This window comes from Alkalibacterium putridalgicola, assembly GCF_900109825.1.
Lineage (GTDB): Bacteria > Bacillota > Bacilli > Lactobacillales > Carnobacteriaceae_A > Alkalibacterium > Alkalibacterium putridalgicola.
The window spans coordinates 56,901-82,351 of sequence record NZ_FOBL01000010.1 but is presented as its reverse complement, the minus strand read 5'-3'; the positions used below and the strand labels follow the sequence as shown (position 1 = coordinate 82,351).

Annotated in this window: 19 protein-coding genes, 12 tRNA genes and 1 riboswitch; all 31 genes read left to right on the top strand. The window is 42.8% G+C overall.

Annotated features, from left to right (window positions below; genetic code table 11):
* The 31 genes from BMX84_RS04950 (at position 1) to yajC (ending at position 25,445) form a co-directional block, all read left to right on the top strand.
* Positions 1-74: transfer RNA gene (locus BMX84_RS04950), tRNA-Pro, on the top strand.
* Positions 75-85: 11 nt separating this feature from the next.
* Positions 86-159, top strand: a tRNA-Met gene (locus tag BMX84_RS04945).
* An 18-nt stretch (positions 160-177) separates the two neighbouring features.
* Positions 178-251 (top strand) — tRNA-Ile (locus BMX84_RS04940).
* Positions 252-270: 19 nt separating this feature from the next.
* Positions 271-343: transfer RNA gene (locus tag BMX84_RS04935), tRNA-Met, on the top strand.
* Positions 344-429: 86 nt separating this feature from the next.
* Positions 430-502, top strand: a tRNA-Asp gene (locus BMX84_RS04930).
* Positions 503-509: 7 nt separating this feature from the next.
* Positions 510-580, top strand: a tRNA-Gly gene (locus BMX84_RS04925).
* 26 nt (positions 581-606) lie between these two features.
* Positions 607-681 (top strand) — tRNA-Ile (locus BMX84_RS04920).
* 26 nt (positions 682-707) lie between these two features.
* Positions 708-796 (top strand) — tRNA-Ser (locus BMX84_RS04915).
* 23 nt (positions 797-819) lie between these two features.
* Positions 820-891: transfer RNA gene (locus BMX84_RS04910), tRNA-Glu, on the top strand.
* 36 nt (positions 892-927) lie between these two features.
* Positions 928-1,017, top strand: a tRNA-Ser gene (locus BMX84_RS04905).
* Positions 1,018-1,102: 85 nt separating this feature from the next.
* Positions 1,103-1,175 (top strand) — tRNA-Asp (locus tag BMX84_RS04900).
* Between the two features lie 11 nt (positions 1,176-1,186).
* A tRNA-Phe gene (locus BMX84_RS04895) sits at positions 1,187-1,259 on the top strand.
* Between the two features lie 703 nt (positions 1,260-1,962).
* Positions 1,963-2,043: riboswitch (SMK box riboswitch) on the top strand.
* Positions 2,041-3,228, top strand: coding sequence for a methionine adenosyltransferase (gene metK, locus BMX84_RS04885; protein ID WP_091487719.1), 1,188 nt, complete (start codon positions 2,041-2,043; stop codon positions 3,226-3,228). Its footprint overlaps the riboswitch before it by 3 nt.
* Positions 3,229-3,314: 86 nt before the next feature.
* Entirely contained in the window at positions 3,315-4,571 is a 1,257-nt protein-coding gene (yfmF, locus tag BMX84_RS04880) for an EF-P 5-aminopentanol modification-associated protein YfmF (protein ID WP_091487717.1), read from the top strand.
* Positions 4,571-5,863: an EF-P 5-aminopentanol modification-associated protein YfmH gene (yfmH, locus tag BMX84_RS04875; RefSeq protein ID WP_091487715.1), complete on the top strand. Its 1,293-nt coding sequence runs from the start codon at positions 4,571-4,573 to the stop codon at positions 5,861-5,863. Before yfmF ends, yfmH begins: the two co-directional genes overlap by 1 nt.
* A gap of 226 nt (positions 5,864-6,089) precedes the next feature.
* Positions 6,090-6,995, top strand: a complete 906-nt coding sequence (locus tag BMX84_RS04870; RefSeq protein WP_091487714.1) for a helix-turn-helix domain-containing protein — start codon at positions 6,090-6,092, stop codon at positions 6,993-6,995.
* A 70-nt stretch (positions 6,996-7,065) separates the two neighbouring features.
* Complete coding sequence (gene pgsA / locus BMX84_RS04865) at positions 7,066-7,653, top strand: CDP-diacylglycerol--glycerol-3-phosphate 3-phosphatidyltransferase (protein WP_091487712.1); 588 nt, start codon at positions 7,066-7,068, stop codon at positions 7,651-7,653.
* 170 nt (positions 7,654-7,823) lie between these two features.
* On the top strand, positions 7,824-9,233 hold the full coding sequence (locus tag BMX84_RS04860; protein WP_091487711.1) for an ISLre2 family transposase: 1,410 nt from the start codon (positions 7,824-7,826) through the stop codon (positions 9,231-9,233).
* 216 nt (positions 9,234-9,449) lie between these two features.
* Positions 9,450-10,727 (top strand): competence/damage-inducible protein A, encoded by a 1,278-nt coding sequence (locus BMX84_RS04855; RefSeq protein WP_091487709.1) that lies wholly within the window; start codon positions 9,450-9,452, stop codon positions 10,725-10,727.
* A 114-nt stretch (positions 10,728-10,841) separates the two neighbouring features.
* Positions 10,842-11,897, top strand: coding sequence for a recombinase RecA (recA, locus tag BMX84_RS04850; protein WP_091487707.1), 1,056 nt, complete (start codon positions 10,842-10,844; stop codon positions 11,895-11,897).
* 300 nt (positions 11,898-12,197) lie between these two features.
* Positions 12,198-13,754 carry a ribonuclease Y gene (gene rny / locus BMX84_RS04845; protein WP_371860949.1) on the top strand — a complete coding sequence of 519 codons (1,557 nt, stop codon included), beginning with the start codon at positions 12,198-12,200 and terminating at the stop codon, positions 13,752-13,754.
* A gap of 657 nt (positions 13,755-14,411) precedes the next feature.
* Positions 14,412-15,218 (top strand): TIGR00282 family metallophosphoesterase, encoded by an 807-nt coding sequence (locus BMX84_RS04840; RefSeq protein WP_091487704.1) that lies wholly within the window; start codon positions 14,412-14,414, stop codon positions 15,216-15,218.
* A gap of 23 nt (positions 15,219-15,241) precedes the next feature.
* Entirely contained in the window at positions 15,242-17,842 is a 2,601-nt protein-coding gene (gene mutS / locus BMX84_RS04835) for a DNA mismatch repair protein MutS (protein WP_091487703.1), read from the top strand.
* A 22-nt stretch (positions 17,843-17,864) separates the two neighbouring features.
* Positions 17,865-19,799: a DNA mismatch repair endonuclease MutL gene (mutL, locus tag BMX84_RS04830; RefSeq protein ID WP_091487701.1), complete on the top strand. Its 1,935-nt coding sequence runs from the start codon at positions 17,865-17,867 to the stop codon at positions 19,797-19,799.
* Positions 19,800-19,916: 117 nt separating this feature from the next.
* Positions 19,917-20,531 (top strand): DUF937 domain-containing protein, encoded by a 615-nt coding sequence (locus BMX84_RS04825; RefSeq protein ID WP_091487700.1) that lies wholly within the window; start codon positions 19,917-19,919, stop codon positions 20,529-20,531.
* Between the two features lie 11 nt (positions 20,532-20,542).
* Positions 20,543-20,983 carry a peptide-methionine (R)-S-oxide reductase MsrB gene (gene msrB / locus BMX84_RS04820; RefSeq protein ID WP_091487698.1) on the top strand — a complete coding sequence of 147 codons (441 nt, stop codon included), beginning with the start codon at positions 20,543-20,545 and terminating at the stop codon, positions 20,981-20,983.
* Between the two features lie 105 nt (positions 20,984-21,088).
* Positions 21,089-21,697 carry a Holliday junction branch migration protein RuvA gene (ruvA, locus tag BMX84_RS04815; protein WP_091487696.1) on the top strand — a complete coding sequence of 203 codons (609 nt, stop codon included), beginning with the start codon at positions 21,089-21,091 and terminating at the stop codon, positions 21,695-21,697.
* Positions 21,698-21,728: 31 nt separating this feature from the next.
* A complete protein-coding gene (gene ruvB, locus BMX84_RS04810) occupies positions 21,729-22,742 on the top strand; it encodes a Holliday junction branch migration DNA helicase RuvB (RefSeq protein ID WP_091487695.1) in 1,014 nt (337 codons plus the stop codon).
* Between the two features lie 20 nt (positions 22,743-22,762).
* On the top strand, positions 22,763-23,818 hold the full coding sequence (gene queA, locus BMX84_RS04805) for a tRNA preQ1(34) S-adenosylmethionine ribosyltransferase-isomerase QueA (protein ID WP_091487694.1): 1,056 nt from the start codon (positions 22,763-22,765) through the stop codon (positions 23,816-23,818).
* An 11-nt stretch (positions 23,819-23,829) separates the two neighbouring features.
* Complete coding sequence (gene tgt, locus BMX84_RS04800) at positions 23,830-24,975, top strand: tRNA guanosine(34) transglycosylase Tgt (RefSeq protein WP_091487692.1); 1,146 nt, start codon at positions 23,830-23,832, stop codon at positions 24,973-24,975.
* Positions 24,976-25,109: 134 nt separating this feature from the next.
* Positions 25,110-25,445: a preprotein translocase subunit YajC gene (gene yajC, locus BMX84_RS04795; RefSeq protein WP_091487690.1), complete on the top strand. Its 336-nt coding sequence runs from the start codon at positions 25,110-25,112 to the stop codon at positions 25,443-25,445.
* The last annotated feature ends 6 nt before the right edge of the window (positions 25,446-25,451 follow it).

The following is a 25,451-nucleotide window of genomic DNA, read 5'->3' as shown; positions in this document are numbered from 1 at the left end:
CGGGAAGTAGCTCAGCTTGGTAGAGCACCTGGTTTGGGACCAGGGGGTCGCAGGTTCGAATCCTGTCTTCCCGATGTATTAAAATGGCGGTGTAGCTCAGCTGGCTAGAGCGTACGGTTCATACCCGTGAGGTCGTGGGTTCGATTCCCTCCGCCGCTATAAATAATGCTGATTAACGGACCTTTAGCTCAGTTGGTTAGAGCAAACGGCTCATAACCGTTCGGTCGCAGGTTCGAGTCCTGCAAGGTCCATTTTAACCATTACTATTATCGCGGAGTAGAGCAGTTGGCAGCTCGTCGGGCTCATAACCCGGAGGTCGCAGGTTCGAGTCCTGCCTCCGCAATGTCATGGCTGTTGCTTCTTTAGAAGCTTACAGACATGATACACTCGAGCGTCAGCTCGCAGTGTGTCCGAATTAAAGCATTTCAAGGTCCCGTAGTGTAGCGGTTATCACGCCTGCCTGTCACGCAGGAGATCGCGGGTTCGATTCCCGTCGGGACCGTTGATATGCGGGTGTAGTTTAGTGGTAAAACCACAGCCTTCCAAGCTGTTGTCGGGAGTTCGATTCTCCTCACCCGCTTTATACAAAATGTATAAGAATTTTTAGGGCCTATAGCTCAGTCCGGTTAGAGCGCACGCCTGATAAGCGTGAGGTCGGTGGTTCGAGTCCACTTAGGCCCATTTATATCAATAATTATTATTGGTATGGGGAAGTACTCAAGTGGCTGAAGAGGCGCCCCTGCTAAGGGTGTAGGTCGGTTTAGCCGGCGCGAGGGTTCAAATCCCTCCTTCTCCGTTTTTTCTTTTATATATATGCAAGGCCCCTTGGTCAAGCGGTTAAGACACCGCCCTTTCACGGCGGTAACACGGGTTCGAATCCCGTAGGGGTCATGATGCAGCACAAAATGTGTTGTTTAATAGTATAACGGAGGATTACCCAAGTCCGGCTTAAGGGAACGGTCTTGAAAACCGTCAGGCGTGTCAAAGCGCGCGTGGGTTCGAATCCCACATCCTCCTTTATCATGGCTGTTATTGCTTTAGCAATTTACAGACATGGTACACTCGAGCGTCAGCTTGCAGTGTTACCTATAAAGATTTAACTGGTCCCGTAGTGTAGCGGTTATCACGCCTGCCTGTCACGCAGGAGATCGCGGGTTCGATTCCCGTCGGGACCGTTTTTTTATTTGGCGCAGTAGCTCAGTTGGTAGAGCAACGGATTGAAGCTCCGTGTGTCGGCAGTTCGACTCTGTCCTGCGCCATCATACAAAAAAGACGACAGTAACTGGCAATCCGCCTCTTACTTGTCGTCTTTTTTTTGTCTATCAAGTACTTTTTCGTTTTAGAAAGAGTTTAACGAGTGCTGTAATTAGTAAAAATGTTGTGACAACGGCAGCTATTTTTAAAGTCACTGATAATGAGAGATAACGGACCTGGAGATAATAGGACAATAGATTGAAGATGATGACTGTTACATACGAGTACAGAAAAGTATACAGGTGTTGTAGCTTCATGGTATTAAAAATTGTCTTTGTCTGTATAAAGAATGTCAGAATCAGAAAAATAGGTAAGAGAAAGAAAGAAAAACGCATACTAAAATAAAGTAAAATCACAACATTCATAAATATAACGAAGGCTCTTACTTTTTCAGATTCTGGATGATCGTGTAGTCGCTTTAACAATACTTGTGTAGTTGTATAGATCATCAATACCGCTAAAGGCAGTATTGCAATTTCAGTTTGCATGTATGCAAATAGAGCGCCTATGATTGTTGTGGTCAATGGATAGAGTCTATCGAATTTGGTTAGGGTATGGTTTTGAGACATGTATTCACTACTTTCAAAAGAACTTGTTTTGAACTATTTTTTCATTTTACCATATTTTTCAGTTAAATAATAAGGCGACTTGATACTGAATCTTATTTAAATTTCAATGAATATTGATGTATTATATGTTAAAATGGTAGAGGTTTACAATGAATTCCCGATAGGACGGCCACAACCGGTCGGAAGCCTTGTAACCGCAAATTAAGGGGGAATAAAAATGACAGAAAAAAGACTATTTACTTCTGAATCAGTTACTGAAGGACATCCGGATAAAATAGCGGACCAGATCAGTGATGCTATTTTAGATGAGATACTGACTAAGGATCCGGAAGCCCGCGTCGCTTGTGAAACGATAGTGACGACTGGCCTTGTACTGATAGCGGGAGAAATCCGAACCGAAACCTATGTAGATATGCAGAAAGTTGCAAGAGATACGATCAGAGAAATTGGCTATACCCGAGCCAAATATGGTTTTGATGCGGATACATGTGCGGTGCTCGTTTCCATAGATGATCAGTCACCCGACATTGCAGTGGGTGTTGATGATTCGGTAGAATATAAATCTAAAGTTCATGATGAATTAGATAAGATAGGTGCCGGAGATCAAGGACTAATGTTTGGCTATGCAACGAATGAGACAGAGGAATTGATGCCTCTTCCAATCTCTTTAAGTCATAAACTGACAAAACAGCTGGCTTCAGTGAGAAAAAGCAAGGAACTTGGTTACCTCAGACCTGATGGCAAAGCACAAGTGACCGTTGAGTATGATGAAGACGATAAACCGTTCCGTGTAGACGCTATTGTTATCAGCACTCAGCATCATCCGGATATCACTTATGAAATACTTAAGGAAGACATATTGGAAAAAGTGATCAAACCAGTTATTCCTGAAGAATACCTCGATGAAAATACTAAGTATTATATTAATCCAACAGGTCGCTTCGTCATAGGAGGGCCACAGGGAGACGCCGGCTTGACAGGCCGAAAGATTATTGTGGATACTTATGGTGGATATGCACGTCATGGCGGGGGGGCCTTCTCTGGTAAAGACGCCACGAAAGTCGATCGATCAGCGAGTTATGCTGCAAGGTATATTGCCAAGAATATAGTTGCTGCAAATCTGGCTGAGAAAGTTGAAGTGCAGTTAGCTTACGCAATCGGTGTGGCTCAACCGGTGTCCATTTCTATTGACACTTTCGAAACAGGGAAGGTAGCTAACTCAGTATTGATCAATGCTGTCAGAGATATATTTGATTTGAGACCAGCCGGAATCATAAAAATGCTGGATCTAAAACGACCGATCTACAGACAAACGGCTGCATACGGTCATTTTGGCAGAACCGATATTTCACTGCCATGGGAAGAGACAGATAAAGTTGATGAACTGGTCAGGTTCGTAAAATAAAGTCACTGGGATACGGGATTTCTTAAGGGATCCCGTATTTTTAGTACTTTAAATTAGAATTGATCAGCATCTTAACGGAGGAAAATATGATAAAACTAAAACAGGGAATATACTTGCATATTCTACCTACGACTAAATTCAAGACTTTATCGATACAACTGAAATTCAGATCACCACTTGGAGCTGATCAGATCACCAGGCGCACGCTATTAGCCAATATGATGGATATCAACAGTAAATATTACCCGACACAGATAGACTTTAGAAAAAAGCTAAGTGAGTTGTATGGAGCAAGTTTTTTTACTGATGTTTCACGATATGGCAACTACCATGTTTTATCACTACACATGGACTGTATAGATGAGGAAATCATTCAAGAAACTGGTGTTTTTGAAAAGGTGATGGATTTTATGCGTCAGGTGATTTTTTTCCCTAACGTATATAATGGGGCATTTCATGATGCCACTTTTAAAAGAGAAGTAGAAAAGTTAAGAGATGACTATTTATCAAGGTACGATGATAAAGCATTGTATGCAGATGATAAATTGAACACATTGTATTTTGATTCACCTGAGCATCAAATGCTGAGCTATGGCCAGATTTCTGATTTGAATGATGTGGCTTCATCAGAAGTTTATGAGACGTATCTAAAAATGATCCATGAAGATCAAATCGATATTTTTATTGTGGGAAATGTGTCTGAACAGGAAGTCCTCTCATCCTCGCAGGCATTTGATTTTCATCCTAGAGACCCTGAGTGGAGAGACCCTTTTTATAAAATAAATAGACATAGAGAGTTAAAAGAAGAAACAGAGAGTCATGATATCAATCAGACTATACTGACTATGGGGTTTTCGACACCTGTCTATTACCAAGAGGATTTTTATTGCACAGGTTTAGTGTTTAATGGACTGTTTGGCGGGATGACTCATTCAAAGCTCTTTCAGACTATAAGAGAAGAAGAAAATATCGCTTATGCCATTTCAAGTGATATCGATGCATTTAGAGGGTTATTATCTGTTGAAGCAGGTATCGAATTTAAGGATATGGAAAAGACTCAGACAATCATACTGCAACAACTGAAGGAAATGCGTGAGGGGCGTTTTACAGATTATGAGCTGTTTCAGACAAAAGAATTACTTAAGAGTGAACTGCATCAAATCGATGATTCTCCCCATGCAATGATCGAGAATCGTTACAGTTTGTCTTTGATCGGAAAAGGGGATTTGACCATAAAAGACTGGATAAGAAGGATCGACAGTGTGGAGAGAGAAGACGTGTCTCATCTGGCAGAATCGATAAATCTTGAAGCGATATTTAATTTAATTGGGGAGAACAACTAGTGGATATAAAGACATACGCAGAATTAAATGAGGTTATTTACAGTGAACGATTAAAAAACGGACTGACCGTTAAGCTTGTACCGAAAAGTGACTATAATAGTGTCTACGCTGTTTTGTTTACTGAATATGGATCCATTGACCATCGATTCATACCAAGAGGAGAAAGAGAATATCATGCCTTTCCTTACGGTGTCGCACACTTTCTGGAACATAAACTTTTTGAGACCAGGAAAGGAGATATTTCACAGGTATTCTCTTCTCAAGGGGCATCAGTAAATGCCTATACAAGTAATACAAAGACGGCCTTTCTTTGCTCGTTTACCACTAATGGCAGGCAAAATATCGAAACGCTTCTGGATTTCATCCAAGACCCTTTCTTCTCTCATCAATCAGTTGAAGATGAAAAGAGTATCATATCACAGGAAATCCAGATGTATAAAGATGATCCGGAGTGGGCCCTGACCCAAGGATTGATTGAAAACTTATATCCTGAGCATCCTGTACGTATTGATGTTGCAGGGACAACTGAAAGTGTTCAGTCAGTTACTGTAGAGATGTTGAAACAGAATTATCAGACATTTTATCATCCAGACAATATGCAGATGATCATAGTCGGGAACATAGATCCAGCTGAAACACTTCAATGGATCAAGGATAATCAGACAAAGAAAGTCTTTCCACTGCCAATGAAAATAGAGCGCCGTATAAAAACTGAGGCAAAAGAGCCGATCACAAAGTCCAGAGAAGTTCATTTAACCGTAAACCTGGCGAAGGTAAGTGTGGGGGTCAAAGGTCATTACTATAAGTTGAATGAGAGAGAGGCTTTCCGGCATGTCATTTGTATGGAAATTATCCTGGATTTACTTTTTGGTGAAACCTCGGCTACTTACTTATCCTTGTATAATGATAACCTGATCGATGATAGTTTCAGTTATGATTATGTTTTTGAGAGAGGATTTGATTATGTCAGTATAGGTGGAGATTCCAGAAATCCGGAAGAGCTGGCTGGAAGTATTCAAAATATACTGTTGAATACTGGCTTAAATCCTGATTTGACGTTTGGACACTATTCTATAGTAAAGAAAAAACTGATCGGTGAATACATTCAGGATCTGAATTCTCTTGGTTACATCGCGCATCAGTTTATCGACCTGCCCTCTGATAAGGTCTCTGTTTTTGACTATCTCTCTGTATTGAAGTCGATTACTTTTGAAGAGTTGAAGGTGGTTGCTGAAGATTACTTTAAATCTGAACGTATTTCTGTCTTTACAGTCAAACCAAAGATGGATTGAGGGACGTATAAGTTCGAACTGATGATTCACTCATTTTTGAATAATTAAAAAGTCTGTAAAACAATTTTAAAAAACCTTTAGTTTTAATCCTTTGGATGCTCTATACTCGCTTTATTTCGTATGGTATACTTTGAGAGATGGGATCCGATTAAATGGAATCTTTCATTTAGTATTTTTCTCAATCAGAATATTTCGTTAAAGTATTATGCTAGGTAGGTGAAATCGATTGAACGAAATAGGAGATAAACTTAAAGAAGCAAGAAAAGCAAAAGGATACACACTTGATGACTTACAACAAAAGACTAAAATTCAAAAACGCTATTTAATCGCTGTTGAAGAAGGCAACCTTGATGTTTTGCCCGGCAACTTTTATGCTCGTGCTTTCATCAAACAATATGCTGATTCTGTCGGTTTAAATGGTGACGATCTGATAAGAGAACATATGGATGCGTTACCTCAGACCAACAACAGTAATTACTCAAAAAGTGTTCATAAAACACAGACACGATCAAAAACTAAAAACAGTGGCTTTGTAGCTACTCTTAGAGATAGTCTTCCGACGCTGCTTATCGTTCTGCTGGTTGTTGCGATTGTATTTGCAATATATTTGGCCATTACAACGGGTAGCGATTCTGACCTTGATTCTTTTATCAATGAAGACGAACCCTCAACAGTCATTGAAGTGGATGACAATGAGGAAGCTGCTAGTGATCCGGAGGAAGAATCTGAAACTGAAGAAGTGAATGACGAACAGACTGACACTGATACTGAAGAAACTGCAGATGAAGAAGAGTCTGTTGAAGACCAGTCACAGACGTTGACTGAAGTCAGCAGTACAGAAACGTCCACAACATACACTGTATCCGGACCACATCCTTCTGAACAGACCATTATTTTGAATGCTGAAGGCGGCGATTCCTGGTCAAGCATCACTATCGACGGGGAAACAGCTTCAGGGCTCATCGCTGATGGTGAATCCCTTTCAGGTTCCTTTGACGAGAATGTAGCTGAAGTAAGTATCGTTATAGGGAATGCTGCTGTCACGACTATCGAGTTGAACGGACAGGAAGTGCCATATAACACGTCAGAAGCTGAAGCAGTGAGACAAGAAGTTACTATAGAATTTGAATAAACAGTCCTTTTAGACCAGTGTTTGAAGCTTGACAACTGGTCTGTTTTTTAGGAATCCGGAGGTTTTGACAGTGAATTTACCGAATAAAATAACCCTTTTTCGTATATTTTTAATTCCGATTTTTATCATTATTTTGGTTTTACCCTTTGAATGGGGAACGCTTGAAGTGCTTTCTTCAAATATAGAAATCAATTATCTGATTGCAACTATCGTCTTTTCAGTAGCAAGTTTTACTGACTGGCTGGACGGATACTTAGCAAGAAAAATGAATATCGTCTCGAACTTCGGCAAATTTGCCGATCCTCTGGCTGATAAAATGCTGGTCATGACGGCGCTGGTCTTCCTGATCGAATTTTCTTTGGCTCCAGCCTGGATCGTTGCCATCATTGTTTCCCGTGAACTGGCGGTGACCGGTCTGCGTCTGCTGCTGGTAGAGCAGGGTGGGCAGGTCATGGCCGCCGGCTGGCCTGGTAAAATAAAAACAAATACACAGATGCTGGCGATCATCTTTTTATTCCTGGATGATTTTCCGCTTGCCTTTACAGGGATCCCTGTAGGTATCTTGTTATTATACATCTGTCTATTTTTCACCATCTACTCGGGTGTTTTATATTTCTATGAAGCCCGTTTCGTTTTTAAAGGAACATTTTCAAAATAAAAATTAAATAAAAAAGAAGCTCGAAAAGTCATTTGTACTTTTTGAGCTTTTTTAATTGAAATAGCCTATGTGTAAAATAAATATCGGAAGAGGGAAAATCCGACCTAGACAAAAAGAAAGAAGACCCTTAATCTAGAGATAACGACAACGCTAGAGAAAGAGGTCTTCTTATGAATGAAATTATAACAGAAATCATCGAAACGATAAAGGCTTCTTCCACATTATTAGAAGGAGAATTAGCCCTGGAAAGACTTTTACAACAGGTGAATCAACAATTGCTTAACGCAGCCTTTAAACAGATTGATTTAGAATTGCTTCCGAAATATAAAGAGCAGGGATATGAAATTGATAATGTACCTAAGCGTACACTTCACATGACCGTTGGTCCTGTAGAGATTGCAAGACATCGTATGCGAAAAGAAGGCGAAAAAAGTGTCATTCCTTTTGATCAAGCTGTCGGCCTAGAGCCACGTAAACGCCATTCTCCTCTTGTCGAAATGAAAGCAGCTCAAATAGCTTCTGATGGAACTTATCGCAAAGCCGAAGAAGCGATTGATCTGCTTACGCCGTTTTCATTGAGCCATACGACTATACATAAGATGACTCAAAAAATAGGTACAACTATCCAAGAATGGACGGATACGGCCCCTCTTCAAGACGAAACGGCTCAAAAGGACAAGACTAAGACGCCAGTACTGTTTATCGAAGGTGATGGTTTAATGCTCACTAAAGGTAAAGAAAAGAAACGTCCTGAAATTCATCGTGTTCAGTTCCATGAAGGTGTTGAGTATAAAGGCAAACAGAAAAGGCCCGTTTTAATTAATTCGAGAATGTTCGAGAGCACTATATCGAGTTCAGAAGCATTTAAACGCGCAAGTCTATGGCTGGAATCAATCTATGACTTACGGGAAACGATTGTCATCTCTAACAGTGATGGAGGTAGTGGTTACGATAAAGATAAATTCTATCGGATTATCGGAAAATGCCAGCGTCATGAGCATTTTAGAGATGCCTATCATGTCAATGAAAAAATCAAACAACGGATGTATTTTGATAAAAAAATGGAAGAAAAAATGAGGAAAGCTGTGCGTACATACAATCTGGATCTGGTTGAAGCGATTATAGCGACGACTGAGAGTCGTATCAAAGGCAACGATGAAAAAGCAACGGAATATAAAGAAGAACTTTCAAAATTAAAAGCCTACCTATATAGAAATTGGGACAGTCTTAAACCCTTAAAAATGAGAAACTTACCTGTAAACAGAGGACTAGGTGTATGTGAAAGTAATCATCGCCCTTATAGTTATCGCATGAAACGGCAAGGCCGAGGGTTTTCAGCTAAAGGTGCTGGAAATGTCGCAGCGATCATTTCTGCACGAAAGAACGGAACGTTTCTCCGAGCGCTAACCGAAAAGATTCCCAAACTATTAACGGAACTCCGACCGGAGTTCAAAGGCGCTGTACGAGCAGCTTTGAAGAAGAGCAAGACAAAACCATCAATCGGTGTAAAAATTGGGAGTATAGCTAATTACAGCTCTTCATCAAGTCCTATAGGACAATTGCAAAAAATGTTTAGTTAGAACCCTCTTTCTCAATCGTTTTGGGAGCTCAAAGAGCGATCAAGCGATTGAGAAAGAGAAAAAATAAAAACAGCGTTTCAGATTTCTAGAATGAATTTCCGAGATTAACTTTACACATACTGAAATAGCTAAAATCGAAAAAAAGTTTGCGCTTATGCTAAAATAAAAAGTGAGAAATTATTTAACTGGACAATAGTTATATTAGGAGGAATCACAGTGCGAGCTGAAATCATCTCGATCGGAACAGAACTTTTACTCGGGCAGGTCGTGAATTCGAATGCGGCCTTTATATCCAGGGAACTGGCGGCATTGGGAATAGAAGTCTATCATCATGTCACTGTTGGTGATAACCCCGACCGCCTGACTGCAGCTGTGAAAGAGGCAGAAGAACGTGCGGATCTGATTGTTCTGTCAGGAGGACTGGGACCGACAGAAGACGATATCACGAAACAGACGATGTCTAATCATTTGGATATGGATCTGATCCTGCACGAGGAGACAGAGGACCGGATCATTACTTATCACAAGAACTCAGATTTTGAAATGCCTGAAAACAATCAGCTCCAGGCACTGATACTGGCTGAGTCCACTCCGCTGAAAAACGATACAGGACTAGCTGTAGGTATGATGCTGGATCATGGTGACCATCAGTATGTCCTACTTCCAGGGCCCCCTGATGAACTTCAACCTATGGTCGAGAATCATTTGAAAGATGAACTGATCAAACGGCTTCTTGACAAGCAGGTCCTTGTGTCACGTGTGCTTCGCTTTTTCGGCATAACTGAAGCTCAGTTAGCGAAGAAAATCGAAGCAGTAGTTAAAGGTCAGACAAATCCTACAGTAGCTGTGTATGCCAATGAGGGAGAAATAACTGTAAGGATCACTGCACGGGCAGAAACGGAAAAAGAAGGTAACCGGTGCATTGATGAAGTCGAGTCGCAGATACTGGAACCTCTGACTGATTACTTTTTTGGCTATGGAGAAAAAAAGCTGGATGAAGTTGTAAGAGATTTACTCATGGAGCAGGGCTTGACCATTACTGCAGCAGAAAGTCTGACTGGCGGAGCCTTTCTGAGCTCGATTACGTCGGATATATCAGCTGGCTCAGTATTTGAAGGAGGCATAGTTACTTATAGTACAGAAAAAAAACATGATGTTTTAAATGTTTCTCAAAAAACCATCGACAACTTTGGAGTAGTCAGCCCGGAATGTGCCATAGAAATGGCTGAAAATTCCAGGAAAATGTTTGAGGCAGATATTGGAGTGGGCTTGACTGGTGTAGCAGGTCCGGGGTCTTTGGAAGGGCAGATACCAGGTACTGTTTATATTGGCCTGTCATACAAGGGAAACGCCTCCTTTGCCAAGCATTTTCATTTCGGTTACAAGCGCAACAAAAACCGGCGACTCGCTGTTCTGAATACTCATGATATGGTAAGACGTCTTATATTAGATAAGCCGATCGAAAAACGGCTAAATTATGACGAAGATCAGTAAAGCGAATAAATGTTCGAAAAACACTTGATTTTTTACTCCTTGAAGCTTAAAATATAGAGAGTAAAGAACAAGATAATCTCGTATTAGATAGTGATGATTACAGGAGGAAAATAAATGGCAGATGATCGCGCAAAAGCGTTAGAAACAGCACTGAAAAAAATAGAAAAAGCTTACGGTAAGGGTTCTATAATGAAAATGGGAGAAAAAGTCGATACACAGATCAAAAGTGTTTCAAGTGGCTCACTCGCATTGGATGTAGCTTTAGGTATAGGCGGGTATCCTCGTGGAAGGATCATTGAAGTATATGGACCCGAGAGTTCCGGTAAAACGACGGTCTCACTCCATGCTATTGCATCTGTTCAGGCCAATGGCGGTATTGCCGCGTTTATCGATGCGGAGCATGCTTTGGATCCAAAATATGCTACTGCATTAGGTGTAAATATCGATGAATTACTTTTATCTCAGCCTGACACAGGGGAACAGGCGCTGGAAATCGCCGATGCCCTGGTTTCAAGTGGAGCGGTGGATATCGTTGTTATCGACTCGGTAGCGGCACTGGTTCCTAGAGCAGAGATCGATGGAGAAATGGGTGCCTCTCATATGGGCTTGCAGGCACGCTTGATGTCTCAGGCACTGCGTAAACTCTCCGGATCTATCAATAAAACGAAGACGATCGCCTTATTCATTAACCAGGTCCGTGAGAAAATCGGCGTTATGTTTGGTAACCCGGAAACAACACCTGGTGGACGTGCGCTGAAATTCTATTCTACCGTTCGTTTAGAGGTCCGACGTGGTGAATCCATTAAATCCGGTTCTGATATGACAGGGAACCGTACGAAAATCAAGATAGTTAAAAATAAAATCGCGCCCCCATTCAAAACAGCTATGGTCGATATCATGTATGGTGAAGGTATTTCCCAAATCGGAGAAATCGTTGATATGGGTGCAGAAGTGGATATTATCACAAAAGCCGGCGCATGGTACTCTTATGGTGATGAAAGAATCGGACAGGGTAGAGAAAATGCTAAACAGTATCTTAAGGACCACCCTGAATTAAGAATCGAGATCGAGAAAAAAGTCAGAACGGCTTATGGTGTCGGTGATGAATTTCCTGTTGAAGAAAGTGCAGAAGATGCAGAAGCTGCACCGGAAGCCTTAGAATTAGATTGATAGATTGATCTCTGGATTGAATTTCTATACTCGCTTACCGGGTGAGATAGGAATTCAATCTTTTTTTGAGAAAACGCCGTTTTTGTCAGTCTCATCATTGAAATAAAACGGGCAGAGTAAAATCTATGTTGACAGAAGAACGAAAGAACTATAAAATTAGAGTAGTATGTTGCTTTAATTATCAAAGCAAACGTCATCGTGTACTACAAATTAAATACGATATTATCAGTTAATGAGATATCTGATTATTTTTTATTGCATGAAAAAACTAAATAATGATACGGAGGTGATGAGATGGATATAATACTTTCAACAGCCGCCGCTATCGTTACTTTAATTATTGGTTTAGTCGCAGGATCTTATTTTACGAAACAAAGTTATGAAAAAAGATTAGCTAATTCTAAACAAACAGCTGAAGACATTATTGAAGACGCAAACAAAGAAGCTGAAACTTTGAAAAAGGAAGCGTTGCTGGAGGCAAAGGAAGAAATCCATTCTTATCGAACAGAAATTGAGTGGGAGCTAAAAGAACGCCGATCTGAGGTGTCTCGTCAAGAAAACCGAATTGCGCAGCGTGAAGACAACATGGAGCGTAAAGAGACTACTATAGATAAAAGAGAAAGTTCATTGCAAAGCAGAGAAGATAAACTATCTGCTCGTCAGAAAAAAGTGGAAGAGCTGGAGCAAGCTGCAAAAGACTTATTAGAAGAGCAGAACGAAAAACTTCTAAGTATTGCAGGTTTATCAGAAGAAGAGGCAAAATCTGTCGTGCTCAAACAAGCAGAACAAGAGTTGACACGTGATATGGCCATCATGGTGAAACGTTATGAGGATCAGGCAAAAGTTGAAGCTGATAGAAAAGCGAAAAACATTGTCACTCAAGCGATCCAGCGCTGTGCTGCCGACCAGGTCACTGAGTCGACTGTTAGTGTCATCAATCTGCCGAATGATGATATGAAAGGACGTATTATCGGACGCGAAGGACGTAATATCCGAACGCTTGAAAGTCTGACTGGTATGGACCTAATTATCGATGATACACCTGAAGCTGTCGTTCTAAGCGGATATGATCCGATTAGACGAGAAGTGGCTAAGATGGCGTTAGAGAAATTGATCTCTGACGGACGTATCCATCCAGGCAGGATTGAAGAAGCTGTAGAAAAATCACGAAAAGAAATGGACGAACGAATTAGAGAAATCGGTGAAGAAGCCATGTTTGAGCTTGGTATTCACTCGATCCACCCTGATTTGATGAAAATTATCGGACGTTTGCACTTTAGAACAAGTTATGGTCAAAATGTATTGAATCATTCAATCGAGGTCGCAAAACTTGCTGGTGTAATGGCTGCTGAGCTAGGCGAAGATGTTCAACTGGCGAAACGTGCCGGCTTGCTTCACGATATAGGTAAAGCACTAGATAGTGAAGTAGAAGGTTCGCATGTTGAGATCGGCGCACAAATAGCAATGAAATATCAGGAAAATGAAACAGTTATCAATGCGATTGCATCTCACCACGGTGATGTTGATGCAACTTCAGTCATTGCTGTCTTAGTCGAATCGGCAGATTCTATTTCTGCTGCCAGACCGGGCGCAAGAAGTGAATCCTTGGAGCATTATTTACAACGACTTGAAAATCTAGAGCGAATCTCTAACAGCTTCAAAGGTGTTAAAGAAAGTTATGCAATTCAGGCTGGACGAGAAGTTAGAATCATCGTTAAACCAGATGAATTGGATGACAGCATGGCATCCAAGTTAGCTAGAGATGTACGTAAACAAATCGAAGATGATATGGACTATCCTGGACATATTAAAGTAACGGTTATACGCGAAACTAGAGCAGTTGAATATGCTAAATAAGAGTTGAATCATAAGGTCAGTCAAAGAAGTCGTGCTACTTCTTGGCTGACCTTTTTCTATTCAGCGTCTTTTGGCTCCAGTGGACAATGACATGCTCGCTATGCCGGGTCTCACTGGGTAAGCACATGAATCAGCAAAATGTCTTACTCAGCCATTAAGAAATCGACGAGCGAGCATTATAAACTCTAAAATGTATTGCTCACGATCCTAACCGCAAATAAGTGAACACTTTTTGAGTAATGATGTCTTACTCAGGTCATTGAAGAGTTCTGAGCGAACAGTTTCTATGCTGAAATGTCTTGCTCAGCTCTATAAAAGTTCTGAGCGGACAGTTTTTACGCTGAAATGTCTTGCTCAGCTCTATAAAAGTTCTGAGCGGACAGTTTTTACGCTGAAATGTCTTACTCAGTCCCATAAAAGTTCTGAGCAAACAGATTTCATATAAAATTGTCGAACTCAATGCAGATCAGGTCGGTGACTAAGCACTTCAAGCAAAATGTCTTCATAGGTCCTGACTACTCTTTGCTTTTATCAATGGCCTGGCAAGCGGGGTGCAATAAGACTGCTTTCTAAAGAGAAGAGCTTGCTCACTCTGTTTTGATTTTAGGGACCGAAAACTGGTAAAATGAATAAAGCGACGAGAAATGAGGAATGATGATGAAACTGCTGTTTATCGGAGATATAGTTGGTTCACTGGGGAGAGAAAAATTAAGCGAATGGCTTCCCAGATTAAAAGATAAATACAAGCCACAGGCAACGATAGCGAACGGTGAAAATGCCGCAGATGGCCGCGGGATCACTGAAAAAATCTACAAAGAAATACTCCAGTCAGGGGTAGACCTGGTCACGATGGGCAATCACACCTGGGACAAGAGAGAAATTTATGACTTTATCGATGATGCAAAGAAAATAATAAGGCCGGCTAATTATCCCGAAGCGGCTAAGGTTCCGGGAAGAGGGATAGCTTACATTAAAATCAACCAGCTGGAACTGGCCGTGATCAATCTGCACGGACGTTCATTCATGGGAGATTATGAGGATCCTTTCCGGGTCGGTCAGGAGCTTGTGGAAGAAGCAGCCAAGCGAACCAGCCATATTTTCATCGACTTCCATGCTGAAGCAACGAGTGAAAAAGAAGCCATGGGATGGTTTATGGACGGCAAGGTTTCTGCAGTGGTCGGAACACATACGCACGTTCAGACTAACGATGCACGTATTTTGCCAGGCGGGACCGCTTATCAGACCGATGTGGGGATGACCGGTTTCTATGACGGGATCCTGGGGATGAAAAAAGAGCCGATACTACATAAGTTCACGACTCAGATGCCTCAAAGATTTGAAGTGCCTGATAAAGGAAGAAGCAGACTGAATGCCTGCTTTATCGAAATAGACGACAAAACGGGTAGAGCCAAGAAAATCAAGCCCATACGAATCGATGATGATATGTCATTGTTTGAATTATAGAAATCAATGAGAGAGTGATAGAAGTGCCTCAGAAAACAAAGCAGACACCTATGATGCAGCAGTATTTGGATATTAAAAAGCAATATCCGCATGCCTATTTATTTTACCGTTTAGGTGACTTTTACGAATTATTTTTTGAAGATGCTGTCGAAGTTTCCCGCTTGCTGGAACTGACTTTGACGAGCCGTAATAAAAATGCCGATGAACAGATCCCGATGTGCGGGGTGCCTCATCATTCGGCAAAAGGCTACATCGATACCCTGATAGACATGGGACACAAAGTAGCGATCTGTGAACAAGTGGAAGATCCCAAAACGACCAAAGGGATGGTCAAACGGGAAGTCGTACAGGTCGTGACGCCGGGAACGGTCATGCAGTCGAAAGCGGTCGATGCGAAGGAAAATAATTATATCGCGGCTGTCATGGAGCTGGATGAAACGATCGGGATCGCACTGGCAGATCTGACGACGGGAGAGATGAAAGTCACGCACGTAGGAGAAACAGGTGCAGCGATCAGCGAACTTACCTCCCTGAACTGCAGAGAAGTCATCTTTCTGCCGGGAAAATTTCTGGAAATGCAGGAATCGCTGAAGAACAGATGGAACATGTCCATTTCACATGCTGGGGAAGAAACAGTCCGTCACAAGCTGTCTCATCTCACACAGAAGTTTGAACATTCAAAGCTGAAACCTGTCATCGATCTGCTGCTCTCTTATCTTTCTGATACGCAGATGCGCCGACTGGATCACCTTCAGGAGATCGAAGAGTATGAGACCAGCCAGTTTTTGATATTTGGTCAGGAAGCAAGAAGGAACCTGGAGCTTTCTGCATCTTTAAGAGACGGGAGCAAGAACGGGACGTTGCTGTGGCTGCTCGACGAAACGAAAACAGCTATGGGCGGACGCATGCTGAAGTCCTGGCTGGACAAGCCGCTGATACAGAAAAACAATATCGAAGAACGACTGGATCTTGTAGAAAGTCTGCTGAATCACTTTTTCGAAAGAAGCGATTTAAAAGAGATACTGAAAAAAGTGTATGATCTGGAACGGCTGGCCGGTCGAACAGCCTTTGGGACTGTGAATGCTAGAGACCTTGTGCAACTGAAGCATTCCTTGGAACAGATTCCTTTGATCAAAGAAATCGTGGAACTGCTCAATGACTCAGGCGACTGGTCAGCTTACTTAAACCAGCTGGATCCGATCCAGGACGTCAGAGAATTGATCGAACGGGCGATCGAGGATGAGCCGCCCCTGTCGACCACAGACGGCGAGATAATAAAGGAGGGTTACCACCAGCAGCTGGATGAATATAAAGAAGCGATGACCAACGGGAAGCAGTGGATGGCTGAACTGGAACAGCGCGAGCGTAAAGCAACAGGCATCAAGAATCTTAAAATCGGCTTCAATAAGGTATTCGGCTATTATATCGAAGTCTCTAAAGCGAATGTACCTAAATTGGAAGAAGGCCGCTACGAACGCAAGCAGACTCTGACGAATGCTGAGCGTTACAGCACGCCTGAACTAAAAGAAAAAGAATCGCTGATCCTGGAAGCGGAAGAAAAGTCCAAAAATCTTGAGTATGAGCTTTTCGTTGAAGTCAGAAATCAAGTGAAGAATCAAATCGACCGCCTTCAGCAGCTGGCAAAAGTCATCGCACATATCGATGTCTTGCAGAGCTTTGCGACCGTGAGTGAAGAGTACAATTACGTCAGACCGTCATTTTCGCTGGATAGTCAGGATGTGGCGATCTATAAAGGCAGACATCCTGTAGTAGAAAAAGTCATGGGAGAGCAGGCTTATGTGCCTAATGACGTGGAACTGATCGACGAGACATCTGTTCTTTTGATCACCGGTCCGAATATGTCAGGTAAAAGCACCTATATGCGTCAGCTCGCCCTTACCATAATCATGGCGCAGATGGGCTGTTTTGTACCGGCAGAGAAAGCGCAGCTGCCGATTTTTGACCGGTTATATACCCGCATAGGTGCCATGGATGATCTCATCGGCGGCCAGAGTACCTTTATGGTCGAAATGACGGAAACGAACCAGGCGCTGGCTAATGCCACACCGAAAAGTCTGCTTCTATTCGATGAGATCGGACGAGGCACTGCAACCTACGATGGTATGGCTCTGGCAGAAGCAATCATCGAGTACGTGCATGACAAAATCAAAGCCAAAACGCTGTTTTCGACCCACTACCATGAGCTGACTGTTTTAGATGAACGGTTGCCTAAACTGAAGAATGTTCATGTCGGAGCAGTAGAAGAAGACGGAGACCTTGTTTTTCTTCACCAAATGCTCCCAGGACCGGCTGATAAAAGCTACGGTGTACAGGTTGCCAAGCTGGCCGGTTTGCCGCATCCTTTACTCAAGCGGGCTGAGAATATCTTAAACGAGCTGGAAATGAAGGAAGAACACTTATTTGAGGATGAAAAAGTAGGACAAACGACTGAGGTGGAGACGCAAGCATCGTCTCAGGAACAGCTGAGCTTATTCGGATCACTGGATAAAAACGAAAAAGCTGTGATCGAACAGCTTGAGAAAATGAATATCCTGGCAACGACGCCATTGGATGCCATACAGATTTTAAGTGAACTGCAGCAGAAATTGAAGGATCAGGAATAGAAATGAAAGTTGGTTGAGTAAAATGACAGCTAAAATCCAAATCATGTCTTCCACACTGGCCAATCAGATCGCGGCCGGTGAAGTGATCGAACGTCCGGCTTCGGTCGTGAAAGAACTTCTGGAAAACGCCATCGATGCCGGTAGTTCACGTATTGAGGTGTTTGTTGAAGAAGCGGGACTGAAAAGTATTCAGGTCATTGATGATGGTGAAGGGATCCCTTCAGAAGAAGTGGTGTCAGCTTTCGAACGCCATGCGACATCTAAACTGATTTCAGATGAAGATCTGTTCAGGATACGCACACTGGGCTTTAGAGGGGAAGCCCTCCCAAGTATTGCTTCGGTTTCCAAAATCACCCTCGAATCGGCTGAAGAAGGAAAACCAGGTGCTCAGCTCGTCATTCACGGCGGAGAGATCGTTGATCAGGGGACATCTTCTTCCAGGCAAGGGGTCAATATCAAAGTTGAAGAACTCTTTTACAACACCCCTGCCCGACTGAAGTATGTCAAAACTTTGCAGACTGAGCTGGCTCACATTAATGATACCGTCAATCGATTGGCTCTTTCCCATCCGGAAATCGCCTTCAGACTGGTTTCAGATGGAAATACCATGATCAAGACGGTCGGAAATGGTGATCTGAAACAGGCTGTCGCCGGTGTGTACGGGGTGAGTATCGCTAAAAAGATGCGTGAAATTAAAGAAACATCTTTTGATTTTGACGTGACAGGATATGTATCTCTGCCGGAAATCACCCGGTCCAACAACAAATATATCACGGTGATCATCAATGGAAGGTATATCAAGAACTTTATCTTAAATAAAGCCATCGTGGAGGGTTTTGGATCCAAGCTGATGATCGGACGTTATCCCATTGCGGTCATCAATGTCACGCTCGATCCACAGCTTTTGGATGTCAATGTGCATCCGACCAAACAGCAGATCCGTATCAGTAATGAGAAAGAACTTGGACAGCTGATCAGTTCGGCCATAGAAAAGAGAATGGATCAGGAAGTCAGGATACCGAATGCGCTGGACAATCTGACTCAGCGCACAAACCGTTCAGTGCAGTATCCGAAAGATGAACAGACACGGCTCACTTTCGACCGCGAAGACACATCGGCTGTTTCTCAGACATCAGCTGGTGAATCCGACATCCCTCAACAAGATGATCCTGATAAAGAAGAGTCGGATTCAACGCCTCAGGCATTTAAGCATTTTGTAGATGAATCGGCTTCTAGAAGTTACGAAGACACTGGTCAAGAGAGTAGCCAGACATACAGGTTCCCTTCTGAAAATAAAGCGGACACTCATGAAGAACCGGTACTTAAGACAGTAGAGAAAGTGAATAGTTTCAATGGACAAATTGAACAGTTCCCGGATTTAGAGTATATCGGGCAGATGCACGGGACTTATTTATTTGCTCAAAATGAGGAAGGCTTGTATATCATTGACCAGCACGCTGCTCAGGAACGAATCAAGTACGAATATTACAGAGACACCATCGATCAGTCCGGAACGGAACTTCAGGAACTGCTTATACCGATAGTCGTCGAGTATCCTTCCAACGAAGCGATCACGATCAGAGAGAATAAAGACAAGCTGGCCGAAGCTTCCGTTTTCCTTGAAGATTTTGGTCAGAACAGTTTCATCATAAGGCATCATCCAACGTGGATGCCTGCTGGACAAGTCGAAGAGACGATAAAAGAAATGATCGACTTTTTCCTTGAAAAGTCAACGCTGACTGTGAATAAATTTCGAGAAGCGACAGCGATCATGATGAGCTGTAAACGTTCGATAAAAGCCAATCATCATTTGTCTGATGAAGAAGCAAGAGAACTGCTGAGGCAGCTGAGACACACAAAAAACCCGTATAACTGTCCGCACGGCAGACCGGTCACAGTGAACTTCACAACGAATGATATGGAGAAAATGTTTAAACGTATCCAGGATCCTCATTAAAACGAGGGTCCTCTTTATTTGATCTGTAAAAAGTTGATTTAATTGCTATTTCGCCTGCTGTTCACTTACAATTATAGTAGAGCGTTTAGACAAATTATAAGAAAGAGGGAATCAACTATGGATATCGTATCAATGATCATGAGCCAGTTAGGAAACCAGAATAGTGTAGATTCAGTAGCGAAAAGAGCCAACACGGATACATCGACCGTGCAGAAGATTGCACAAATGGGACTGCCAATGATCATGGACGGCTTGAACAAGCGAACTTCTGAAGATTCCAAAGCCTCAGAGGAACTGGCCAGCACCGCATCACGACATGCTGACGATGACACAGACAATCTGAACCACCTGCTGCAGAACACGGACGAAAACGAAGGGAACCGCCTGCTGAACATGGCATTCGGATCCAATGAACAGGAAGTAGAAAAACGCGTAGCTGAAAAAACAGGCACAGATTCATCTAAAGTCAAATCTGTTTTGTCCATGCTTGCACCTCTGGCATTGAGCATGGTGGCTAAACGAAGCACGAATAGCCAGTCACTAACTGGTTCAGGTGTTTCCCAGCTGCTTGGCGGTTTGACAGATAATGTGAAGCAGCAGTCATCAAGTTCTGGTTATGGAGATATCTTGTCTTCCGTTCTTGGCGGTTCATCTGATAATAAAAACAGCTCAGGCAGCAATAGTGCTGTCGATAAGGCAAAAGACGCTTTAGGCGATCTATTCAACAAGTAAGGAGAATTACTATGGCAGGATCTCAAGATAAAGAAAAGTTGAAAGAAAAACTCACTCCGATTCAATATGAAGTGACTCAGAACAACGCGACAGAACGACCAGGCACAGGGGAATATGATGAATTTTTCGAAGAGGGCATTTATGTCGATGTCGTTAGCGGAGAGCCGCTGTTCTCCTCAAACGATAAATATGATGCCGGATGTGGCTGGCCATCTTTTACAAAACCTATAAAGAAACGCACAGTGAAAGAAAAAAGAGACCGTACTTTTGGTATGGAACGGACAGAAGTGAGGAGTCAAGAAGCAGATTCTCATCTGGGACACGTGTTTACGGACGGACCGCAAGATAAAGGCGGGCTGAGGTACTGTATCAACTCTGCGGCAATGAGATTCGTTCCGAAATCTGAGTTGAAAGAAAAAGGATATGAAGAATATTTAGCTGAATTTGAATAATAGAAACTAGAAATATAGAAACATCTGTTCATAGAGTTGTTTAATGAACAGATGTTTTTATGTTATAATATTATAGATTGACTATAAGTGGAATGAGGAAATGATATGTACGAATACATAAAAGGAACGATCGAGCATATTTACCCGGGTTATGTTGTTCTGGAAGCAAACAATATCGGTTATAAAATACTGATGGCCAACCCTTTCCGTTACTCTGAAAAGCTGAATAATGAAGAAACACTCTATATATACCATGACGTGAAACAGGACGCCATGAATCTGTTCGGGTTCGTTTCGCTTCAGGAAAAGAACCTTTTTCTAAAACTGATCAACGTTTCAGGGATCGGTCCAAAATCTGCGCTGGCCATTTTAGCTAATGAAGATCACAACGGCTTCGTCCAGGCGATCGAAGACGAAAATAAAACCTATCTAACGAAATTTCCAGGCGTCGGCAAGAAAACAGCGGCTCAGATCGTTCTGGATCTGAAAGGGAAACTGTCGGAATTCGATACATCAGAAACCAAGACACACATCTCTGTAGAGCGAACGGACGATTCCGGCAATGCAGCTTTTGAAGAAGCGATGGAAGCACTGCTTGTTCTAGGCTATACCAGCCGTGATGTGAAAAAGGTACGCAAGCAGCTGGATACAGATTCAGAGCTCACGACAGATGCCTATATAAGAGAAGCATTAAGCAAACTGATGAAAAAGTAAAGCTGTCCTACTCGTTTAAAAGGAGAAAGATATGGAAGAAAATCAGCACGTCACTTCTGACCAGCTACTGAATGAGAATGAATACTCTCTCGAGCGGTCGCTAAGACCCCAGACGCTGGCCGATTACCTTGGTCAGGGGAAAATAAAAAAAGAGCTAGCGATATATATCGAAGCAGCAAGACTGCGAGAAGAAGCGCTGGACCATGTCCTTCTTTATGGTCCGCCAGGGTTGGGTAAGACAACTATGGCTATGGTCATTGCCAACGAAATGGATGCCGATATAAGAACAACAAGCGGTCCGGCTATCGAAAAGCCAGGCGACTTAGTTGCGTTGCTCAACGATCTGGAGCCAGGCGGCATTCTTTTCATAGACGAAATACACCGCATGCCGCGTATCGCCGAAGAAATGTTGTATTCTGCAATGGAAGATTTCTATGTCGACATCATTATCGGTCAAGGTGACACGGCACATCCGGTGCACTTTCCGCTGCCGCCGTTCACATTGATAGGTGCAACGACCCGAGCCGGTTCGCTTTCTGCGCCTTTGAGAGACCGTTTCGGCATACTGGCTCATATGGAGTACTATCATAAAGATGAGCTTAAGGATATCGTCCTTCGGTCGGCGAGTGTCCTCCAGACAGACATAAACACAAAAGGCGCGTATGAAATAGCCCGCCGATCCAGAGGAACCCCTCGGATCGCTAACCGTTTATTAAAGCGTGTCCGCGACTATGCAGAAGTCAAAGGTGAAGGGGTCGTAACGGAGCCGATCGCAGCTTTGGCCCTCGATCTCCTGCGAGTGGATCATGAGGGACTTGATATCGTGGATCAGAAATTCCTGTCCACCCTTATTAAACTTTATAATGGGGGGCCGGTGGGACTGAATACTCTTTCAGCCAATATCGGAGAAGAGGTCGATACCATCGAAGATATGGTGGAGCCTTATCTGCTTCAGGAAGGCTTTATCCAGCGTACCTCCAGAGGGCGTATGGCTACAGCTAAAGCCTACGAACATCTGGAACTGGCACATTTAATGACAGATTAATTTATAAAAGGAGAAACAGGATGACCTTATCAACAAAAGATTTTGATTTTCAATTACCCGATGAGCTGATTGCTCAAACACCATTAGAAGATCGATCATCATCACGAATGATGGTACTGACTACAGAAACGAAAAAAATAGAAGATAAGCAGTTCGAAGATATCGTGGATGAACTCAATCCCGGGGATGCACTGGTCATGAACAACACACGCGTCCTGCCGGCACGTTTATATGGAACGAAGGAAGAAACGAATGCCCACATCGAAGTCCTTTTATTAAAAAATACTGAAGGCGATACATGGGAAACACTGATGAAACCGGCAAAAAAAGCCAAAAAAGGGACAGTTATTTCTTTTGGAGACGGTAGACTTAAAGGAACCGTTGTTGAAGAACTGGAACATGGCGGACGAATGGTGGAGTTTTCTTATGAAGGGATTTTTCTGGAAACTCTGGAATCTTTAGGAGAAATGCCCTTACCGCCGTATATCAAAGAGCGTCTGGAAAACCAGGAACGTTATCAGACCGTTTATGCAAAAGAAAACGGTTCTGCTGCTGCTCCGACTGCCGGTTTGCACTTTACTGAAGCCATCCTCGATAAAATCAAAGCTAAAGATGTTAAAATCGTCTTTCTGACGCTGCATGTCGGACTGGGTACTTTCCGTCCTGTGAGTGTTGAGAATATCGATGAACATAAAATGCATGCAGAATTTTATCAGCTGTCAGAAGAGGCAGCAGAAGAATTGAATGAAACAAGAAAGAGCGGCGGACGTATCATCGCTGTGGGGACAACATCCATACGGACACTGGAAACCATTGGCAAAGCGAACGACGGCCTATTGAAAGCAACAAGCGGCTGGACAGATATTTTTATCTCTCCAGGGTATGAATTCAGCGTCGTGGATGGGTTCCTGACCAATTTCCACCTGCCTAAATCCACACTGATCATGCTGGTCAGCGCGTTTGCCGGCAGAGAGTTCGTACTGCAGGCATATAACCATGCCGTGAAGGAGAAATACAGATTCTTCAGTTTTGGGGATGCCATGTTTGTTAAGAAAAAAGAGTATAAAGAGGATTAGGAGAATAGTAAATGAGTAATCATCCGGTCACATATAAGTTAGAAAAAAAAGAAAAACATACGGGGGCGCGTCTGGGGACGATAACGACTCCCCACGGTACGTTTGAAACGCCCATGTTCATGCCAGTAGGGACACTGGCTACAGTGAAGACCATAGCGCCCGAAGAACTGGAAGAAATGGGTGCAGGGATCATATTGAGCAATACCTATCATTTATGGCTGCGTCCCGGTGCTGATATCGTGGAAGAAGCCGGGGGTCTGCATAAATTCATGAATTGGGATAAGGGTATCCTGACCGATTCAGGCGGGTTTCAGGTTTTCTCCCTTTCAGACCTGCGGGATATCAAAGAAGAAGGCGTACACTTCAGAAGCCATCTCGACGGATCCAAGCTCTTTTTATCACCGGAAAAAGCGATCAATGTACAGAATCAGCTGGGACCGGATATTATGATGAGCTTCGATGAATGCCCACCTTATGATGAAAGTTACGACTACGTGAAAAAATCTGTGGAACGAACATCCAGATGGGCGGAAAGAGGACTTGAAGCGCATAAGAATCGAGACACACAGGGACTATTCGGTATCGTCCAGGGTGCAGGATTTGAAGATTTGAGAAGACAGTCAGCCAAGGATCTGACGAGTATGGACTTTGCCGGCTATTCCATCGGTGGTCTGTCAGTGGGAGAACCAAAATCAGAAATGTACCGAGTGTTGGACTTTACAACGCCTCTGCTGCCTGAAGACAAACCGCGTTATCTGATGGGTGTCGGTACGCCAGATGCCCTGATCGAAGGGGTCATGCGCGGTGTGGACATGTTCGACTGTGTCCTGCCTACGCGTATTGCGAGAAACGGGACAACGATGACGAGCAAAGGCCGTTTAGTTGTTAAGAATGCCGCATATGCCAGAGACTTCAGACCTTTGGATGAAAAGTGCGACTGCTATACTTGCCGTAACTATTCACGGGCTTATTTGAGACACTTGATCAAGTCCAATGAGACATTTGGCTTGAGACTGACAAGCTACCATAACCTATACTTCCTGCTTAATTTAATGAAAAATGTGCGTCAGGCTATCCGTGAAGATAACTTGCTTGAATTTAAAGAACAGTTTTTTGAAGAATATGGATATAATGAGCCAAATGCGAAAAACTTCTAAAGTTTACTATTTGTCCTAGTAATTCATATGGAAATTTGCTAAGGTAAGTAATGACACATTAATCAAACAGATTAATCTGTACGCAGTTTAAGACTGACGAATATAAATCAACAAATTAACGGAGGAATGTTTAAATGGAACTAATAGGAGCAATGCTGCCCTTTATCGTTATTATGGGGTTGATGTATTTACTGATGATCAGACCGCAACAGAAGAAAGCAAAAGAAACGCAAAACATGTTGAGTTCTCTTAAAAAAGGTGACTCAGTCGTCACTATCGGTGGCCTGCACGGGATCGTTGATGAAGTCGTTGAAGCAAACAATACAGTCGTGATCGACTGCGAAGGGATCTACCTGACATTTGAACGTCGTGCCATTGCACGAATCGTTACAAAAGGAGAAACCGCAACGGCAACACAAACTGAAGAGCTGGGAACAAATACTCCAGAAGACTCAGTTGACGGCGAATAGATCGAG

Excerpts from the sequence above, each read along its gene's own strand:
- metK (WP_091487719.1), top strand. The coding sequence starts at position 2,041 with ATGACAGAAAAAAGACTATTTACTTCTGAATCAGTTACTGAAGGACAT.
- yfmF (WP_091487717.1), top strand. The coding sequence starts at position 3,315 with ATGATAAAACTAAAACAGGGAATATACTTGCATATTCTACCTACGACT.
- BMX84_RS04860 (WP_091487711.1), top strand. The coding sequence starts at position 7,824 with ATGAATGAAATTATAACAGAAATCATCGAAACGATAAAGGCTTCTTCC.
- recA (WP_091487707.1), top strand. The coding sequence starts at position 10,842 with ATGGCAGATGATCGCGCAAAAGCGTTAGAAACAGCACTGAAAAAAATA.
- BMX84_RS04840 (WP_091487704.1), top strand. The coding sequence starts at position 14,412 with ATGAAACTGCTGTTTATCGGAGATATAGTTGGTTCACTGGGGAGAGAA.
- mutL (WP_091487701.1), top strand. The coding sequence starts at position 17,865 with ATGACAGCTAAAATCCAAATCATGTCTTCCACACTGGCCAATCAGATC.
- BMX84_RS04825 (WP_091487700.1), top strand. The coding sequence starts at position 19,917 with ATGGATATCGTATCAATGATCATGAGCCAGTTAGGAAACCAGAATAGT.
- msrB (WP_091487698.1), top strand. The coding sequence starts at position 20,543 with ATGGCAGGATCTCAAGATAAAGAAAAGTTGAAAGAAAAACTCACTCCG.
- ruvA (WP_091487696.1), top strand. The coding sequence starts at position 21,089 with ATGTACGAATACATAAAAGGAACGATCGAGCATATTTACCCGGGTTAT.
- ruvB (WP_091487695.1), top strand. The coding sequence starts at position 21,729 with ATGGAAGAAAATCAGCACGTCACTTCTGACCAGCTACTGAATGAGAAT.
- queA (WP_091487694.1), top strand. The coding sequence starts at position 22,763 with ATGACCTTATCAACAAAAGATTTTGATTTTCAATTACCCGATGAGCTG.
- tgt (WP_091487692.1), top strand. The coding sequence starts at position 23,830 with ATGAGTAATCATCCGGTCACATATAAGTTAGAAAAAAAAGAAAAACAT.
- yajC (WP_091487690.1), top strand. The coding sequence starts at position 25,110 with ATGGAACTAATAGGAGCAATGCTGCCCTTTATCGTTATTATGGGGTTG.